This window comes from Vicinamibacterales bacterium, from assembly GCA_036496585.1.
In the GTDB taxonomy this organism is placed as follows: Bacteria; Acidobacteriota; Vicinamibacteria; order Vicinamibacterales; family 2-12-FULL-66-21; genus JAICSD01.
The window spans coordinates 19,463-36,480 of the sequence record DASXLB010000064.1; the positions used below are offsets into that span (position 1 = coordinate 19,463).

The window sequence follows — 17,018 nt, forward strand, 5'->3', positions numbered from 1 at the left end:
GTGCTCAGTCGCGATCGCCGGCCGCGTCTATGGGATGGTTCGACCCGCGCACGAACACGTAGTTGAAGAGCTCCGGGAACTTGGCCGTGTTGAACAGCGGCGAGCGCTTCTTGTGCAGGAGCCGGAATCCGGCCGCCTCGACCTCGGCGATCGCGCCGCGATCGTCGGCCGACGCGCCGTCGAACTCGACGAGCAGCGACTTCAGCCGCGGATCTCTGAGCGTATGGGCCGCGCCGCGGATGATCCTCGCCTCGATCCCGTCGACGTCGATCTTGATATGGGTGGGAAACGGCGCGGGCTGGAACTCGAGGAAGCGGTCGAGCGAGAAGGCGACGCTGCCCTGGCGGAACGAGGGTGTGAACGGCCGCCGCTGCCAGTCCAGCGCGTCACCGAAGTTGTGCAGCGACTCGCCGGCGCGGAAACGGGACAGATAGATGTAGTCGACGCCGTTGGCGTCCGACAACGCCAGCGCCAGGCACTTGATCCGCTCGGACAGCCCGTTGAGGAAGATGTTCTGATTGATGAGCGCGTAGTTCTGCGATTCCGGCTCGAAGGCGACGACGTCGATGCGGCGGCTGGCGGCATAGATCGAGTACAGGCCAATGTTCGCGCCGATGTCGAAGAGCACGTCACCGGCCGCGAACGTGTCGATCCACTCGATGGTTTCCGGTTCCTTCGTCAGGAACGTGCGGGCGCGCCACGACACGGTCCGGTTCGGGCAGAGGAACCAGTAGGGCGCGCCGTCTTTCGCGGCGACCCGGCGGATGCGGCCGAGATGTTTCAGCTGCTGTCGGGGAGTCTTGGCCGCCGAGCGGCGGCGCAGCGCCGCCAGCCAGCGGCGAACCGCGCGATCCGCGCCAGGCCACCGGGCACTCGCGGCCGCCGCTAGATCCGCCCAGCTGCGTCCGGCGGGCTGACTCATGGGATGGCGCCGTCTCTCACGCGAGCCGGCGTCCGAGTTCACGCTCGAGCACGCGGAGCGGCGCCGAGGCTTCGTCGCGAAGCGCGGAGACGGGCAGGTAGAACGTCTGCTCGAGCTGATGGATGCCGGACAGCGCGGCATGCGGCACCTGATCCGTGTAGGCCATCCACGTGCTGCCGGCGGGGAAGCTGCAGGTGAACTGCTCGGACTCGGCCTGGTAGCGCGAGTCGGCCTTCATCCGGTCGTGCAGTTGCAGCATGTAGTGATCGTAGGGGGTGCGCATCGATTTCGTGACGCGGACCGCGTAGAGGGCGGCGCGGCTTCCCCAGAGGGGCGCGCGCAACGACGGCGCGAACCGCCTGGCGATCGCGTCGAATGGTTCGCCGACCCGCCAGACCCGCGGCTGCCCAGCGTGGTTGATGTTGCTGAACACTCTGAGGATCCGGTGTCCGCGCGTCGGTGTCGACGGAAAGGTATCGACGTGCAGGCGCGTGTCGTCGGCCCGCCACGACGACACGCGTCCGGCGACTTCGACCGGACGAAGGCTCGTGCGTCCCTGGCGAAGAGCCGTGCGATAGCGCGGCAGCAGATCGCCGGCCAGGCGCAGGGTGGCGCGGGAAAACCGGGAGAGCAGCTCGCGCAGGGCGTCGAGCTCGGCCCCCTGCGCCTGCGTGCCGCCGACCCGGCCGGTCGCTGGGCTGTAGCTGACGTTCTTCGAGCCGTGGACGGTGTCGGGATTCAGGAAGCCGAGCTCGGCCGGCTGCAGGTCGAAGCGGAGCTTCGGAAGGAACAGGACGTGGCCGCTCTCGAGCGCCGCGATTGCCTGGTCTGCGAGCCCTGGCGCGGGCGGCTCTTCCCAGCGTTGCGCGTCGATCGTGAAGAGGTTCGCCGTCATGCCGGTCGCCAAGTCTATCAGACGAGCGCGAACGGACGGCTCGTGCCGCTGGACACGAATGTGAATGGTGTATAATCGAGAACTTGTTCGGTAGGGCATGAGGCCTGACGGCGGCCCTGTCGCGTGGGGGCGGTTAGCTCAGTTGGTAGAGCACCGGCTTTACACGCCGGCTGTCACAGGTTCGAGTCCTGTACCGCCCATTGAGATCTGGACGGCAGAGATGCACGCCCGCGGGGCGTGGGTCGTGAAGGAAGCGCGACAGCAGCACATACGCAGTAAGGCCAGAAATGGCAGCGGTCCGGTTTGGTGACAGAACCGCACTCGCATCTGCTTCCGCTTCGTTGTCCTTTCGAACGTTCTGGGGTCGTAGTTCAGTTGGTTAGAACGCCGGCCTGTCACGCCGGAGGTCGCGAGTTCGAGCCTCGTCGACCCCGCCATTTACCGCTACATAATTCCGCAATGAATGAGATGACCGCAAAACGTTGCGGTCTCTCGCTCCATCGCTCCTCGTCACGACCCTCTGTGTCGCCCTTTGGCTTGCGTGGCGGGGTGATGAGCAGGGGCCCGCGCCTCAACGCCGGAATCAGCCGGCCGCTCGCCACCGCACCGGCGCCAGGGCGGATCCTTCAATCCGCCCGGGCGACTACTCATTACTTCAACGCTGCATTTTCTCGCGCGCCAATTCGGCTGACGTGAGCGTAACCTCTGGCCACGGGCTTATGATCTGACTCGTCGAATCGGATGGCCTGAAGGGAAGGTTGGGCGCCCGTCAAACCGGAGAGTACTGATGGACCACAGCGGTGTTCGCGAGTTGATTGTCGAGAATCGGCATAGCGGCGAGCGGTTGGCGATGCGGCGTGTAAGGAAAGGCGACGAAGTGTGGCTGGAACTGAAAGGTTCGGTCCCCCCACATCGGCAAGGGCCTCCTCTCCATATTCACGTCGCGGAGGATGAAGAAGGGGTCGTCAGATCCGGCACGCTGTCAGCTGTGCTCAATGGTCGCCGACTCACCGCAGGCTCGGGAGAGCGGGTGTCGTTCCCTCGCGGATCGACCCACCGGTGGTGGAACGATGGGAATGAACCCCTGGTGTTCGAAGGCTATGCGCGGCCCGCAGTGGACTTGGACCGATTTCTTCAAGCGACCTTCGAAGTCGTCAACGCCGGCTCGGCCAGCCGGCCTCCGCTCTTCTACATGGCCCATCTCCTCTTACGGTATCGTCATACGCAGACCCTACTGATCGTGCCGCGGCCGATTCAAGCCGCACTGTTTCGAGTGATCGTCACGATCGGCACCCTGCTTGGGCGCTACCGCGGCGATGGCTGGCCCGGGTGTCCATCTCGTTGCGTTGGTGCGCCGCTCGCTGCCGAAGAAGTCACGTGAGGCGGCGTTCCAAAGCGGTCCGCTGCGTTGGGGTGGATTAGGCGCGCGGAGCGGATATCGTCGGTACCCCACCGCGCGGATCAACATTCCACTCTCGTTTCGCGCCGGGATTTGCAAGGGGGCCAGGGACCCTTGTGACGCCCGCGTCCTTGCCCAGGATGTCGGTGTCGATGTGATTGACCGCGTTCACCTGCGGCAGGGTCTGACGGATCGCCATCGTCAGCAGCAGCGCATCGGGGTCGAAATCGACTTGGGCATCCGCCATCACGGAGTTGATGTCCCAGCCGTGCGCGCGGCGCCACGTCTCGAGATCGGCATACTGCTTCGCGTCGCCTTCGCCATAGCCCTGGAACCGGGCCGGCATGCCCACATAGACGTTGCCATCGGCCTGGTTGCCGGGATTCAGGAACACGATCGCCGACGTGTCGCACTTCGCGACGATATTGTTCGAGATGACGTTGCCCGTCCCGGTGCCGCTTCCCCTGCGATCGGGCCGCGTGATCGCAAAGAGGGCGGAGTTGTCGCAGCGGCCGATCAGATTCTGCGCGATGATCAGCTTGTCGGTGGCATTGTCGAAGATGCCGGATCCGGCACAGCCTCTCTGACCGGGCGTGCCCGGCTCGGCGTTGCGGACGTCCCAAATGACGTTGTTGTCGATCTGGTTGGTTTCAGTGGTCATCTCCACGTGCACGGCAGCGCTGACCGACAGGACGTCGGCAAACACGTTCCGCGTGATCCGGCAGTTCGCATTGCCGACGTCGAGCCAGATCGCATTGGCGTGGCGCATGTGGCGCACCACGTTGCGGCGGAACAGCAGATTGCGGGCGTTGTGGAACTTGGCGCCGGCGGCCTCCCAGCCGCGTTCAGCGTCTGCCCAGCCGCACCACTCAATGAGGTTGTCTTCGATGAGCGTGTTCGCGGTGCCCATACCGCCGAGGCCTTCCACCCCGCAATAGCGGATCGTATTGCGGCGCAGGATGTGCGACGCACCCGCCTGCCGCGAGGTGCCGCTGTTTGAGTCCCTGCCGATCGACAGGCCGCCGCCATTCGCCCATTCGATAGTGTTGTCCTCGAGAATCCAGTGGTCGCCGCCGGCGCAGGAGATCATGCCGAACTGCGGAAACGGATACGCGTTGGCGGCGTGCTGAAACGTCAAGCCCTTGATGCGAATGAAGCCCACGCCACCCTGCGAAGGAACGAACGTGGCCTGACGCGTGGTCACTTCGATGACGTGATCGGCCGGCGCTCCGGCAGCCAGGCGGATCTGAATGGCTCGGCCAGAGGGATCCACCCAGACGCGCGCGTCGGGGGAGCCGCCGACCTCCTGCATGATCGGTCCGCCGCGGCGCCGCGGCGGCAGTCCGTTTTGCGGCTGGGCCGGAGCGGTGAAGTCGGGGAAGGGCTGGAGCCGCGGCGCGGCCAGTTCGCGCTGCTGCTCCACCGGCTCCAGCGGCGTGCCGTCGACGAACACCAGTCCACGCCGGCGCAGAAACGGCCCCATGTCGACCACGCGCGGATCGAGCCACGACCAGCTGCCCATGATGCTGGGCAGGGCAAACGGCTGGTACCCCTCGGGGAACATCGCGCCGTTGAACTCGTACCGCCAGCTGATGACAGGCGCCTCGGCCGGTCCACCGCCCCTCCCTGCGCCGCCGGGACCACCACTCGGAACCGGCGCCTGCATCCAGCCATCCTTCAGGACTTCGGATCCCTTGATGACAACTTTCGCTCCGGGGGCGGCTTCGTAACTGATCATCTGCGACGGGCCCGTCCCCCCACGCGCCGGGCGCACGCACTCCCGATAGGTCCCCGACGCGATCACCACGCGCTCGCCCGGCTGCAGCAACTCGGCGGCCTTGTTGATGGTGCGGAGGGGGCGCGTCTTCGTACCCGGACCGTTGTCGTCGGCCTTTGCATCGCCGTTGTCGACGTAATAGGTCTTCGAGAACGTCAGCGGCTGTTCCCATTCGGCGTATGCCGTGCCGTCCGGCAGGAGCGAGTCGCCTCGCGCCGCAGCGGGACCGCCCTGCGCGCCGAAGACGCTCCGTCCGAAGCTCGCCGCGGCACCCGCGCCTGCGAGACACTCCAGAAAGTGCCGGCGATTCATCGCTACCGCCCCACCAGCGTTCTGACCCGATAGACGCTGGTCACCGCCGTCATGTACAGCGTCTTGCCATCTTCGCCCCACGCACAGTTGGCGGGTGTCTCCGGCGGTGCGATCGTGCCGAGATGGGTGCCGGCCGGTGACAGCACCCAGATGCCTCCGGGGCCGGCGGTGTACACATTCCCCTTCGCATCGACTTTCATGCCGTCTGCCAGGCCGTCGATCTGGCTCGTGAGGTCCGCGAACACGCGCCCGTGGGCGAGCGTGCCGTCCGCGGCGACGTCGTAGCGCATGACGAGGTTTTTCGCCGGGTCCGAGTTGTTGACGTACAGGGTCTTGTAATCCGGAGAGAACGCGAGACCATTGGGACGATTGAGATCGCGCACGACCGCTTGAATGCGGCCGTTCGCGAAGCGATAGACGCCGTTGAACGCGAGTTCCTTGGCCGGATCGTCATCCTGCTTGGCGAGGCCGTAAGGCGGATCGGTGAAGTACAGCGCGCCGTCCTTCGCGAACACCAGGTCGTTCGGGCTATTGAAGCGCTTGCCTTCGAACCTGGAGACCACCGGTGTCAGCGTGTGATCGGGCGCGACGCGCGCGATCTGCCGCGCGCCATGCTGCACCATCCAGACCGACCCGTCCGGCGCCTGGGCCATGCCGTTGGACCCGATGAAGGCGTCGGGCGGCGCATTCGACACGCCACCCGCGTTTTCAATGACTACCTTGACCTGGCCGGCGGGCGTCACTGAGCGGACGACGTTGCCCTGCACGTCGCTGAACCAGAGGGTGCCGTCTGGCCGCCAGAGCGGACCTTCGGTGAACTTGAAGCCCCCCGCGACCTTCTCGATGACGGTGCCCGGCGCGACGAGCGCGTCGAGCGCCGGGTCGAGACGCTCGACCTTGCCGACACCGCCGGGCGCCGCGGCGAGTACAGCGGCGAGGGCAATCCCACATGAGCTGTGTTTCAGTGCCACCGTTACACCTCGTCGTAGAGCACGACCGGATAATCCTTGGTCGTGGTCATCGTTTTCTCGACCGGCGGCCACACGCGCTGGTGGGCTGCCGATGCGATCCACGTCTGTCGCAGCTCCTCGCTCTCGAACTCGAGCTCGAAGCGGTAGTTGTGCGCCGGCGGTACGCTGCCCTGGATCACCGCGCGGCGCTTGAGCATCTTCACGCGGATGTAGCCCTCGTGCTTCACCGCTTCGGGAACGAACTGGTTGTGAAAGAGGTCGAGCATCTCGCGCTCGCGCGCGGGAGCGATGTCCATCTCCACGTAAAGCCGGATGTGCTTCGTCTGGGCTACGGCGCGTACGGGGGCGGCGAACTGCGCGCCCCAGGCCCCGGCCACGCCGGCGAGCAGGGTCTTCAGGATTCCACGTCGTTCCACGGCAGTCTCCTTGGTTGAACGCGTTTACGCTTCGGCGAAGACAAGCTGTCGGGGATCGACAACGGCCCAGCAACCCGCGCCGATGAGGAAGAGGACCCCCATCACGTAGAGCGGCAGATCCCAGCTCGCGAACCAGGCCACCGAATAGGCGACGATCAGCGGATTGAGCATGGCGATCAGGTTGCCGATCGAATTCATCGCGCCGCCCACGACGCCCACGTGGTCGCCGCCAATGTCCATGACCGTGCCCCACGCCGCGCCCAGGGTGAACATCGTCAAACCTGTCGCCACTGCGATCATCAGGGCGGCGAGCACCGGCGACGGCGCCTTCGCGGCTGCGATGAGGCACACGCCGACGAGGACGTACGCGATCCCGCCTAGTCCGCACCGGCCGACCCGGAGGCCGTAGCGGCTGCACAAACGATCGGTCAGCCAGCCGCCGAGCAGATCACCAGGCATGCTCACGAGCAGCGGCAGGCCGGCGAAGAGCGCCATGCCCGAGATGTTGAAGCCGTGCCGCTGGAGCAGATACGACGGCAGCCACGTGATGCAGAAGTAGAAGATCATGCAGTTTGGGATGTACATGATGCTGAGCGCGATCACGGTCCGGCTGCGGATCAGCATTCGCCAGTAGGTCCAGCCGCTGCCGTGGTCGGCGACGGAGCGGCGGTTGGCGACGATGAGCGCCAGCTCGGAGGGGCTGACCGACGGGTGCTCGGACGGATCGTTGCGGAACCAGGAGAGCCACGCCGCCACCCAGACGACACCGACGAGACCGAAGGTCACGAACACGCCGCGCCACGACATGACGCTCAGCAGGCCCGGCCACGCGCCCAGCAGGCCGCCGCCGACGATGAAGGCGGGCGTCAACCCGGCGATCATGTGCGCGCCGCAGAAGAAGATCCCCTGCACGCGGCCCCGCTCGGGTTGCGGAATCCACCGCGAGAACGTGCGCGCCACGGCCGGCCACGCGCCCGCTTCGCCCGCGCCGAACAGAAAACGGATCGCGAGCATGGTGACGTAGTTCACGGCCGCCGCCGTCCCTATCGTCATCACCGACCACCAGATGACGATGCGCGCGAGGACGGCGCGCGTGCCGATGCGATCCGCCCACCGTCCCGTGGGGATCTCGAAGAGTCCGTAGGCGAGCTGGAACGCCGTGAACACCCAGCCCATCTCGACGGTCGTCAGGCCGAGATCGCGTTGAATGGCGGGGGCCAGTGTGCCGATGGCCGTGCGATCGAGGTAGGTCACCATCGCCAGGGCGGACGCAAGCGCGACGACGCGGTAGCGGGCGGTCGACGTCGCCTCGATCGTCCGGGACGACACCCTAGAGGCCTCTTCCGCGACCGGGGCCGCCGAGGCGCTGCGGCGGCGTGGCGAGAAGATCGTTCTTCTTGGTCATGTCGCGCGCGACGCCGACGACGAGGAATTCGAGCGGCGTCGTCCCGGTGTTGGCGAAGGCCTTGGTTTCGCCCACGCGCACCGGGATGGCGTCGCCGCTCTTGATCGACGCCGTCTCGTTGCCGATCGTGGCGGTGCCCTCGCCGTTCATCACGTAGTAGAAACCGCCGATGCCAGGTTCAGAGCCGGCGCCGACCGAGGATCCGGGTGGGAGCAACAGATGATCGACGTAGGCCCACGTCGTGGAGAAGACCGACGGACCGAGCGCCCGCCGGTATTGCACCGTTCCCGTGCCCCCCTGGAAATTCGCGATCGGCTGGGTCCGCGACGGATCGAGCTGCATGCTGATGAACTGCGGCACCGGATCGAGCGGCGCGCCGACGCGGGTGTCGCCGAGATCGAAGTTGTCGTAGATGCCGTGGAACGACGCGACGTTGATGTTCAGCCACTGCACCGGCGTGTCGGTCGCGTTGTAAATGGCGTGCGCGTGCCCCATCCGCGCCGGCGCGCCGGCAGGGCCTTTCAGGGTCGAGGTGCGTCCGTCGACCGTGAACTGCGCCTCGCCGTCGAGGATGACGAACATCTCCTCGCAGTAGTTGTGGAAGTGCTGCCCGATTCCTGATTTCGGCTCGATGACGCCGCGGTGAAGGAACTGCAGGTTCGCATCGATGGCCTCGGTGTTGAACAGAGGGAAGAAGTCCACCTTGCCTGGACCGCCGTGCACCGCGGGCGACGATCGGTAGCGCGCTGGGTCGGTATGCGCGATCCGTTCGGCGAGGGCCAGCCGCGGCGGGTTGGCAGCCGGCGGCGCTGCCGGCGCACCGGCGCGACCCTGCCCCGAGACGAGCACGCCTGCCGAGAGGCTCAGCAGGCCGAACAGACCGAGGCGAGGACGCTGGCGCATGGACGTTCTCCTATCGAGTCTCGTCTTGATGGGGCAGGCCGGCTGAAAGCGCTTACACTTCGAACGTGCCGCAGGTTATACGACTCCCGGCATGTGTTCAAGGGACGGGAATCGAGGATCGCGTGAGCGCACAGCTGAATCGGCGGCAAGTCGTGATGAAGCGTGGGTGGATGATTGCCTGCGGTGTCTTCCTGGCGTCCGCGGTATCGATCGGCCAGCGGAATGGAGCCGTCTCGAGTGAGGATGGTCCCGAGCTGTTGCATCCGATGTTCCAGGACCATGCGGTGCTGCAGCGGGATCGGCCGATCGCCGTGTATGGACAGACCGCCGCCGGCGCCGCCGTGACGGTGTCCCTCGGAGAGGTTCGCGGCGAAGCGCGCGCTGGCGCCGACGGACGTTGGCGCGCGGCTCTGCCGGCGATGGCGGCGGGCGGTCCGTACACTCTGACCGCGACGGCGAACGGCGAGACCCGCAGCGCGACCGATGTGCTCATCGGCGATGTCTTCTTCTGCGCCGGCCAGTCGAACATGGCGTTCGCCCAGCGCCAGGCGGACGGGGCGGCGGAAGACGCCCGTACGGCAGCCGACGCGCAGATCCGCCACCTCACGGTCCCGCCGGACGCCAGCGTCACGCCGCGTCAGACCTTCGCTCGCAGCGTGCACTGGGCGGTCGCCAGTCCGGAAACCGTCGGGAGCTTTTCTGCCGCCTGCTACTACTTCGGGCGCGAGCTGAACCAGACCGCGCATGTGCCGATTGGCCTCGTCAACGCGTCGTATGGCGGCGCGCGGCTGCGGACCTTCATGAGCGAAGACGCGCTGCGGAACCTTGCGATCGAGAGCGACGCCCTCGACCTCCTGGATCTGTACCGCACGGATCCGGCGGCGGCGATGCGCCAGTGGGGCGCGCACTGGGAAGCGGCGTGGGAGAAGGGAAGGCCTGATGGCGGCCGGCCCTGGCTGCCGGCGTACGACGATGGCTCGTGGAAGACCGCGCCGACGGCGCTCGGCCCATGGGCACTGTGGAACGGCACCAATCCGGACGGCTTCATCGGCCAGGTCTGGATGCGCGCGGCCGTCACGCTCACCGCAGACCAGGCGGCGAAGGCCGCTGCGTCACTCGACCTCGGGTCGCTCAATCAGGAAGACGAGACGTGGCTGAACGGCCGGTATCTCGGCGCCTCCTCGTTTGCGGGACGCACGCGATATTCAATCGGACCAGGCCTGCTGCAGGCTGGCGTCAACGTCATTGCCACCAACATCTATTGCGGCTGGCGTGATTGCGGGATGCGCGGCGCCGCCGGGGATCGCGCCATTCGGTTCGCCGATGGCGCGAGCGTGCCGATCGCAGGTCCGTGGAAGTATCAAGAAGTCCCGGACGGCTGGATTGGGCCGCAGCTCCCGTGGGGATCGGTCCACGGTATCACCCTGGACCACAACGGCATGATCCTGCCCGTTGGCCCGTACACCTTCCGTGGCGCGGTGTGGTACCAGGGGGAGTCAGACGCGAACTTTGCCAGCACCTACACGCGGGCGTTGCTGGCGATGATGGCGGAGTGGCGACGGCAGTTCGACGATCCCGATCTGCCCGTCCTCCTGGTGCAGTTGCCCGGCTACGGCCCCGTTCCAGCGCAGCCAACCGCCGCGCCGTGGGCTGACTTGCGAGAAGCGCAGCGGCGGGCTGTGCTCGAGGACACGCGAACGGCCATCGCGGTGACACTGGACATCGGCGATCCGGTCAACCTCCATCCGACCAACAAACGCGAGGTCGGACGTCGGCTGGCGATCGCCGCGCGGCACCTGATTTATGGCGAGCACATCTCGCCGTCTGGGCCCGTCGTCGCGGGCGCCGCTCGACGCGGATCGACTGTGCTCGTCTCGTTCCGCGATGTGACGGGCTCGCTGACGCTGCGGGGCGCCGGCCCCAGCGGATTCGAGCTGTGCGGTGCGGCGCAGAAGTCGTGCCGTTGGGCGGACGCTCGCGTCGATGCATCCGGATCGGCAATCGCCCTCGCTCGGGCCGGCAACGCTACGCGTGTGCGCTACGCGTGGGGCGGTTCGCCAGCGTGCCCGCTCGTCGACGGCTCTGGGCGGCCGGCGGGACCGTTCGAAGTTCCCGTTCGCTGAACGGCCCGAGGAGGCTCTCAACCCAGGAGAATCTTCCGGGCCTCTCCTTCAGGATCGTTGACGGTGCCACACGTCGCGTCGAAGACCATCGTCGGGCACCCATCGGGTGTGAACGGCGTCCAGGGAAGACCCGGCTGGCTGGGATTCCCCGTACGCGCGAAGTTCGCCCAGGCCGTCGCCACCCGTGTGGCCAGCGCCTGCGCTTCAGGACCGTTGCCCGTGCCTTGCGCGCATCGCGCCGTATTGTCGAAGCAGAAGGCGAGCTCGGCCGTGTGCCACGCGCCGGCATCCTCGAGCATCGGCGACTGCCAGGTGAAGTAGTAGGTGAACACCGGCGCGCCCTGCTGTTCGTGCTTCATCGTGGCCATGCGCGTGACGTTGTTGCGCATGCCGAGGCCGTTCAGCCCCGCGCCGCTGCACATATATGAGAGCGTTCGAATGCTCTTGTGCGGGTACGCTTTCTTCAGTGCCGCCACCAGCGCGGCGGCCTTCGACTCCCCATAGCTCTTGTTCAGCGTGGCCAGCCATTCCGACTCGGTGGGTCGCGACGACATGCGGTTGCCTTCTTCGCTCACCGAGCCGATCAGCATCGGCACCTGCTTCGAGATCTCGGGCGCGCCCTCGAAGAAGGCGCGCATGGTGACGACGCGGCCGTCGACGGTCGGGCCAAATCCGACGCGGGGCGCCGTGCCGCGATCGGGGATCGGCCCTGTCCCCGCAGACAGCGGAGGGTTCATCTTCGCGACCACGGCATTGCCGACTTCGTTCAGCCTGGCCCATTCCACCTTCTGCAGCGCGGCGATGTCCTTGACGCCGAGCTCCGCAGTGATCCGACGGGCGAGATCTCGCGACTGCTCGAGGCTCGGCGGATTGCCGCCGCCGCCGGATTGCGCGGACGCCGTGTGGATCAGCCCCTTTGCCGACGGCATGCCGAGCAGCGTCGTGACCTTCGAGCCGCCGCCCGACTGGCCGTAGATCATCACGCGGTCCGGGTCGCCTCCGAAGTTCGCGATGTTGTCGCGTACCCAACGCAGCGCCGCCACCAGGTCGGTCATGCCGACGTTGGCCGACTCGGCGTAGGCCGGGCCGCCGAGTTCAGACATGTCGAGGAAGCCGAGCGCGTTGAGGCGATGGTTGACGGTCACCGAGACGACGTCGTGATGACGCGCCATCTGCGCGCCATCCTGCGAGGCCAGCTCGTAGGCCGACCCGAACGTGTAGCCGCCGCCATGGATGTAGAACATGACCGGGCGCCTGGCGGTGAGGCTCGACGTCCAGATGTTCACCTTGAGCATGTCCTCGCTCTGCCAGCCGTCCGTCCACTGGAAGAGGAACGTCTGTTCGCTCACCCAGTCGTGCAGCCGTTGGGGGCAGTTGGCGCCGTAGATCAACGCCGGGTACTCGCCGTCCCAGGGAGTGGGAGGCTTCGCCGGCAACCACCGATTCTCGCCGCCGGTCGGGGCGCCGTACGGGACGCCCTTGAAGGTGAGCACGCCGTCCTCGACGTAGCCGCGCACCTTGCCATACTGCGTGGTCGCGACGGCCGAGCGGGGCGTGCTGCACGTGCTCGCGGCAACCGCGACCTGCCCGCCTCTCGTCTTGGCGAACGCACCATAGGGAGCGATCACGGCCCCGACTCCGGCGGCGGTGGAGAGCCGCAGCAGGTCGCGGCGGTTCAGTTCCGGGCCATTCGAGCGTGATGACTTGGGCATCGGGTCTCCTTCAAGCGAAGCGCGTCTGGCGCGGCCGGGCGCAATGTAAGCGCTTCACGATACTGATCGCGATTTCCCTGGGACGTTATCGGACGGTGACCGCGAGCCGGGCCACCGTGTGGGACCTCGCCGGCAGCTCGAAGGTCATACGACCGCCCGGCGCCGGCGGCGCGAGCGGCTGTGGCGCGACGCGGTTCGGCTGATCGACGGTGTTGAATGCTTTCAGATCCTGCCCGGTGATGGTCTCGCAGCCGAGGACGCGCGTCGGCGTGACGTCTTCCCACTCCAGCGCGACCTGGCGCGCCGCCTCGAGGTCGCGGTTCAGCATCAGCACGCACGCCTGGCCGTTCGCCTCGTCCAGCGTCGCCACGACGTCGACGAACGGAACGTCGGCGTTGCGCGCGAAGTCGGACTGCAGCCCGGCCGCTTTGATCGGATAGGTCTCCGACTCAACACGCAGATCGAATACCTGGCCGCGCGCGTAGCGAAGCGCCCACGCGTAGGGATAGTACGTGCTCTGGCGCAGCACGCCGTTCTCGTGCGCCACGAGCGGTGCGATGACATTGACGAGCTGTGCGAGACAGGCGACGTGCACCCTATCCGAGTTGCGCAGCAGCGTGTTCAGGAAGCCGCCGACGAGCAGCGCGTCCTCGAGGTTGTAGACCTCTTCGAGCAGGTGCGGGGCGATGGCGCGGCGGCCGTCGGTCGCCTGCCGATCGCGCGCGCGATACCAAACGTTCCACTCGTCGAACGACAGCCAGAGGCGCTTGCTCGATTTCTGCAGCCCCTGGACGTAGTCGCAGACGGCGGCGATTTCGTGAATGTGCCGATCCATGTCGAGATTCATGGCCAGGTATCGCGCCGAGCTGTTCCCGCTCGTCGCCGGCGTGTTGCCGTAATAGGCGTGCAAGGAAATGCCGTCGACCTGGTCGTAGCATTCCTCCAGCACCTCGCGATCCCAGGTCAGGTACGTCGGCATCGCGGTCCCGCTCGATCCGCAGGCGATCAGTCGCAGGTCGGGAGAGACGACCCGCATCTGCTTCGCGACGTCACGCGCCTTCCGTCCGTACTCGCGCGACTGCAGCTGGCCGATCTGCCACGGGCCGTCCATTTCGTTGCCGAGACACCAGTAGTGCACGTTATGCGGCTGCTCGTAGCCATGCGCACGTCGCAGGTCGCTCCATTTCGTGCCGCGCTCGAGATTGCAGTACTCGACGTAAGCCACGGCCATCTCGGCCGACCCGGTGCCGAAGTTAAGCCCGAGCAGGGGCTCGGTCCCGGTCAGCCGGCACCACTCGATGAAATCGTTGGTGCCGAACTGGTTGGTCTCCGTCGAGTTCCAGGCGCGGTCGAGCACGCTCGGACGCTGCGCCCTCGGTCCGACGCCGTCGAGCCAGTTGTATCCCGAGATGAAGTTGCCGCCGGGATAGCGAACGATCGGGACTCCGAGCTCCTTGATTTCGCGCGCGACGTCGGTGCGAAAGCCCTTCGCATCCGAGAGCCGCGACCCGGGCTCGTAGATACCGGTGTAGATTGCCCGACCCAGATGCTCCAGGAACGAGCCCAGCAGACGCCGATCCAAATCGGCGCGATCGCGCGATCGGCGTATGGCGACGCGGACCGGGCCGCGCGCGATTTGCGCGTAGCCGATCGCACGCAGCCAGGGTGCGGCCGCGAGCAGCGCACCGGTCTTGCCGAGGCCGCCGAGAAACTCGCGGCGGTCCCTTCTCACTTGAACAAGCGCGGGGCGAAGTCGTTGAGGGCTCGCCGCCAGCTCAGCCACTCGTGCGCCGTGCCAGGCGATTCGAAGTAGACGTTGTGGAGGCCAGCTGTGGTCAGCGCGTCGCTGAACGCCTTGGTGCCGGGGCCTTCCACCGAGCCGACGCTGAGGAACAGCACCTTGATCTTGCTGTTGAAGGCGGCCGGATCGGCGAATGTGCCGCCGCAGATGGTCTTCATGTCCGGTGCATCGTTGCCGCGCCCGAACCCGCCGCAATTGCCGCTGAAGCCGCCGATGTAGGCAAACTTGTCCAGGTTCGTCAACGTCGTCGCGAAGGTCTGCGCGCCGCCCATCGAGAGCCCGGCCATGGCGCGATTCTCCTTGCCGGGACGGACGCGATAGGTGCGCTCGATCATCGGCACCAGATCGGTGAACATCATCTCGGTGTAGGTGGGCCGGCCGAGCGGCCCGCCCGGGCCGCGGCCGGCGGCGCCGGGGCCAGCCCCGCGACCGCCAGGCGCCGGCGGCGGAGGGGTGCCGCGCGCGGGCGGCGGTGGCGGCGGAGCATCGGAGGGCGGCGGCACCTGACCACGCGCGCCGAAGATCGCCGCGCTCTCTCCGGGTTTCACCGCGTTCAGGTTGTCCATCACGACGATCATCGGCTTCGCGTGTCCCGCCGCGATGAGGTTGTCCATGATCAGATCGACGTGTCCCTGCCGGTACCAGCCGGTTTCATCCTCGCCCCAGCCGTGCAGCAGGTACAGCACCGGATAGCTGTTGCGGGCCTTGCTGTCGTAGTCGGGCGGCGTGTAGACGTAGGCGCGCCGCCACTGGTGGGTGACCGTCGAGTAGTAGTGCTGCTGCGCCACGCGGCCGTGCGGCACGTCCTGGGCGGCGTAGAAGTCGGCGTCGGACGCGGGGATCTCGATGCCGCTGTTCCACCAGCCCGAGCCGAAGAACGTCATCGTCGACGGGTCCGCGACCACCGCGCCGTCGATCTGCACGGTGTAGTAGTGAAAGCCCTCGACCAGCGGCGTGGTCGTCACGTCCCAGATGCCGTCGGGCCCCTTCTGCATGTCGAATCCCGAGCCGACGCGGATACGGACTCTCTCGGCATTCGGTGCGATGACGCGGAAGGTCGCGCGCTTGTCCGGATAGACACACGGGTACTTCGCCTCGGCGATGTTCAACGACGACGGCTTGCATTCCGGCGGCGTCTGCGCCCAGCTCACCTGGGCAGCCGAGACGGCGCACAACGCCACAACGACGATGACGGACTTCATGGCTTCTCCTCGCTGACCGGGCCTGGCCGCACCATGGCGGCCGTCTGTAAACGCTTACATGCTGGCGGCGGTGAGCGTATCCGAAGCCGGGGACGGTATCAAGCGCGACACGACGACGCACGTGAGATGATGATTTTTCATGAGCCTGGAGCGCGTCGCCCGCCGGGCCCGGGTGTCGACGGCAACCGTTTCCCGCGTGTTGAACAACACCGGGGCCGTCAGGAGCTCGACGCGCGCACGCGTGATGAAGGCCATCGAGGCCTTCAAGTACAGTCCCAACCTTCATGCGCGGAGTCTCGCCGGCGGCAAGAGCCGCAGCATCGGGGTCATCGTCTCCAACATCGACAATCCGTTCTTTCTCGACGTCTACCGCGCGGTCGAATCCCGGGCCCACGACGCCGGCTACGAAGTCATCATGGCCCACACCGACTACACGTCGGAGCGCCTGGTCACCAGCATCCGGCTGATGATCGGGCGCCGGGTCGCAGGGCTGGCCGCGATCGTGTCCGAGATGGACTCGAAGCTGATCGCGGAACTCAGCGCCCAGCGGATTCCCGTCGTGTTCTACGACGTCGGCACGCCGCGGCCGAACATCACCAACATCCGCGTCGACTACGCGAGCGCCATGTCGAAGCTGACCGCCTACCTCCACAGCCTCGGTCATCGGCGCCTCGGGTTTCTGGCGCACCACGCGACCCTCGGCCCGGTCAACGAGCGGTTGAAGTCGGTACTGGCAGCGGCTGGCCGCCACCGGGGGGTGCAGGTCGCCACCGCGGCCGACGTGGACACGCTCGAAGGCGGACGTCGTGCGGCGCGGGCGCTGCTCGATGCCCATCCGCGGGTGACGGCCGTCGTCTGCGTCAACGACCTGATGGCGGTTGGCGCGTTACGCGAGCTGCGGACCATGGGCCGCCGCGTGCCCGAGGATGTCTCGGTGACGGGGTTCGACAACATCACGCTCGCGCAGTTCTGCCAGCCGGCGCTCACCACCGTGCACATTCCACGTGACACCATCGGCCAGACCGTCTGTGATTTCCTGATGAACCGCGACCAGGCACCCCTGCCGCACGAGTTCGTCATCGATCCCGAGCTGGTGCTCCGGGAATCCACGGGGCCGGCGCCCAGCTCGCGGAAGTAGCCGCCTTCCATCACACGTGTAAGCGCGTACATCATTATTCCG

General features: G+C 66.9%; 13 protein-coding genes and 2 tRNA genes. 5 read left to right on the top strand and 10 right to left on the bottom strand.

Translation table 11 applies throughout. From position 1 onward, the window contains the following. Positions 1-4: 4 nt before the first annotated feature. Both VGI12_18400 and VGI12_18405 read right to left on the bottom strand, forming a co-directional pair. Positions 5-922 carry an FkbM family methyltransferase gene (locus VGI12_18400; GenBank protein ID HEY2434650.1) on the bottom strand — a complete coding sequence of 306 codons (918 nt, stop codon included), beginning with the start codon at positions 920-922 and terminating at the stop codon, positions 5-7. A 16-nt stretch (positions 923-938) separates the two neighbouring features. Then, entirely contained in the window at positions 939-1,817 is an 879-nt protein-coding gene (locus VGI12_18405; GenBank protein HEY2434651.1) for a Kdo hydroxylase family protein, read from the bottom strand. 127 nt (positions 1,818-1,944) lie between these two features. Between VGI12_18405 and VGI12_18410 the strand changes: the two genes are divergently transcribed. From VGI12_18410 to VGI12_18420, 3 genes are all read left to right on the top strand, one after another. Continuing rightward, positions 1,945-2,017, top strand: a tRNA-Val gene (locus VGI12_18410). 160 nt (positions 2,018-2,177) lie between these two features. Then, a tRNA-Asp gene (locus VGI12_18415) sits at positions 2,178-2,254 on the top strand. Positions 2,255-2,604: 350 nt separating this feature from the next. Further along, entirely contained in the window at positions 2,605-3,198 is a 594-nt protein-coding gene (locus VGI12_18420; GenBank protein HEY2434652.1) for a cupin domain-containing protein, read from the top strand. Positions 3,199-3,235: 37 nt separating this feature from the next. Here VGI12_18420 and VGI12_18425 read toward each other — a convergent pair whose 3' ends face one another. The 5 genes from VGI12_18425 to VGI12_18445 all read right to left on the bottom strand — a co-directional run bounded on the left by VGI12_18425 (position 3,236) and on the right by VGI12_18445 (position 9,000). Beyond that, positions 3,236-4,699 carry a right-handed parallel beta-helix repeat-containing protein gene (locus tag VGI12_18425; protein HEY2434653.1) on the bottom strand — a complete coding sequence of 488 codons (1,464 nt, stop codon included), beginning with the start codon at positions 4,697-4,699 and terminating at the stop codon, positions 3,236-3,238. 608 nt (positions 4,700-5,307) lie between these two features. Beyond that, positions 5,308-6,378, bottom strand: a complete 1,071-nt coding sequence (locus VGI12_18430) for an SMP-30/gluconolactonase/LRE family protein (protein HEY2434654.1) — start codon at positions 6,376-6,378, stop codon at positions 5,308-5,310. After that, positions 6,279-6,692 carry a hypothetical protein gene (locus VGI12_18435; GenBank protein ID HEY2434655.1) on the bottom strand — a complete coding sequence of 138 codons (414 nt, stop codon included), beginning with the start codon at positions 6,690-6,692 and terminating at the stop codon, positions 6,279-6,281. Before VGI12_18435 ends, VGI12_18430 begins: the two co-directional genes overlap by 100 nt. 24 nt (positions 6,693-6,716) lie before the next feature. After that, a complete protein-coding gene (locus tag VGI12_18440) occupies positions 6,717-8,021 on the bottom strand; it encodes an MFS transporter (GenBank protein HEY2434656.1) in 1,305 nt (434 codons plus the stop codon). Position 8,022: 1 nt separating this feature from the next. Continuing rightward, positions 8,023-9,000 carry a cupin domain-containing protein gene (locus VGI12_18445; protein ID HEY2434657.1) on the bottom strand — a complete coding sequence of 326 codons (978 nt, stop codon included), beginning with the start codon at positions 8,998-9,000 and terminating at the stop codon, positions 8,023-8,025. A gap of 122 nt (positions 9,001-9,122) precedes the next feature. On the opposite strand from VGI12_18445, the gene VGI12_18450 reads away from it, so the two are divergent. After that, positions 9,123-11,123, top strand: coding sequence for a sialate O-acetylesterase (locus VGI12_18450; protein ID HEY2434658.1), 2,001 nt, complete (start codon positions 9,123-9,125; stop codon positions 11,121-11,123). 17 nt (positions 11,124-11,140) lie between these two features. Here VGI12_18450 and VGI12_18455 read toward each other — a convergent pair whose 3' ends face one another. From VGI12_18455 to VGI12_18465, 3 genes are all read right to left on the bottom strand, one after another. Beyond that, the gene (locus VGI12_18455; GenBank protein HEY2434659.1) at positions 11,141-12,835 is read right to left on the bottom strand and encodes a carboxylesterase family protein; all 1,695 of its coding nucleotides are present in this window, start codon (positions 12,833-12,835) and stop codon (positions 11,141-11,143) included. An 85-nt stretch (positions 12,836-12,920) separates the two neighbouring features. Then, entirely contained in the window at positions 12,921-14,567 is a 1,647-nt protein-coding gene (locus VGI12_18460; protein ID HEY2434660.1) for an alpha-L-arabinofuranosidase C-terminal domain-containing protein, read from the bottom strand. Further along, the gene (locus VGI12_18465; GenBank protein HEY2434661.1) at positions 14,564-15,838 is read right to left on the bottom strand and encodes an alpha/beta hydrolase-fold protein; all 1,275 of its coding nucleotides are present in this window, start codon (positions 15,836-15,838) and stop codon (positions 14,564-14,566) included. The genes VGI12_18460 and VGI12_18465 overlap by 4 nt, the downstream gene beginning before the upstream one ends. A gap of 139 nt (positions 15,839-15,977) precedes the next feature. Between VGI12_18465 and VGI12_18470 the strand changes: the two genes are divergently transcribed. Beyond that, positions 15,978-16,976: a LacI family DNA-binding transcriptional regulator gene (locus tag VGI12_18470; protein HEY2434662.1), complete on the top strand. Its 999-nt coding sequence runs from the start codon at positions 15,978-15,980 to the stop codon at positions 16,974-16,976. The last annotated feature ends 42 nt before the right edge of the window (positions 16,977-17,018 follow it).

Excerpts from the sequence above, each read along its gene's own strand:
- VGI12_18400 (HEY2434650.1), bottom strand. The coding sequence starts at position 922 with ATGAGTCAGCCCGCCGGACGCAGCTGGGCGGATCTAGCGGCGGCCGCG.
- VGI12_18405 (HEY2434651.1), bottom strand. The coding sequence starts at position 1,817 with ATGACGGCGAACCTCTTCACGATCGACGCGCAACGCTGGGAAGAGCCG.
- VGI12_18420 (HEY2434652.1), top strand. The coding sequence starts at position 2,605 with ATGGACCACAGCGGTGTTCGCGAGTTGATTGTCGAGAATCGGCATAGC.
- VGI12_18425 (HEY2434653.1), bottom strand. The coding sequence starts at position 4,699 with ATGGGGCCGTTTCTGCGCCGGCGTGGACTGGTGTTCGTCGACGGCACG.
- VGI12_18445 (HEY2434657.1), bottom strand. The coding sequence starts at position 9,000 with ATGCGCCAGCGTCCTCGCCTCGGTCTGTTCGGCCTGCTGAGCCTCTCG.
- VGI12_18455 (HEY2434659.1), bottom strand. The coding sequence starts at position 12,835 with ATGCCCAAGTCATCACGCTCGAATGGCCCGGAACTGAACCGCCGCGAC.
- VGI12_18465 (HEY2434661.1), bottom strand. The coding sequence starts at position 15,838 with ATGAAGTCCGTCATCGTCGTTGTGGCGTTGTGCGCCGTCTCGGCTGCC.
- VGI12_18470 (HEY2434662.1), top strand. The coding sequence starts at position 15,978 with ATGAGCCTGGAGCGCGTCGCCCGCCGGGCCCGGGTGTCGACGGCAACC.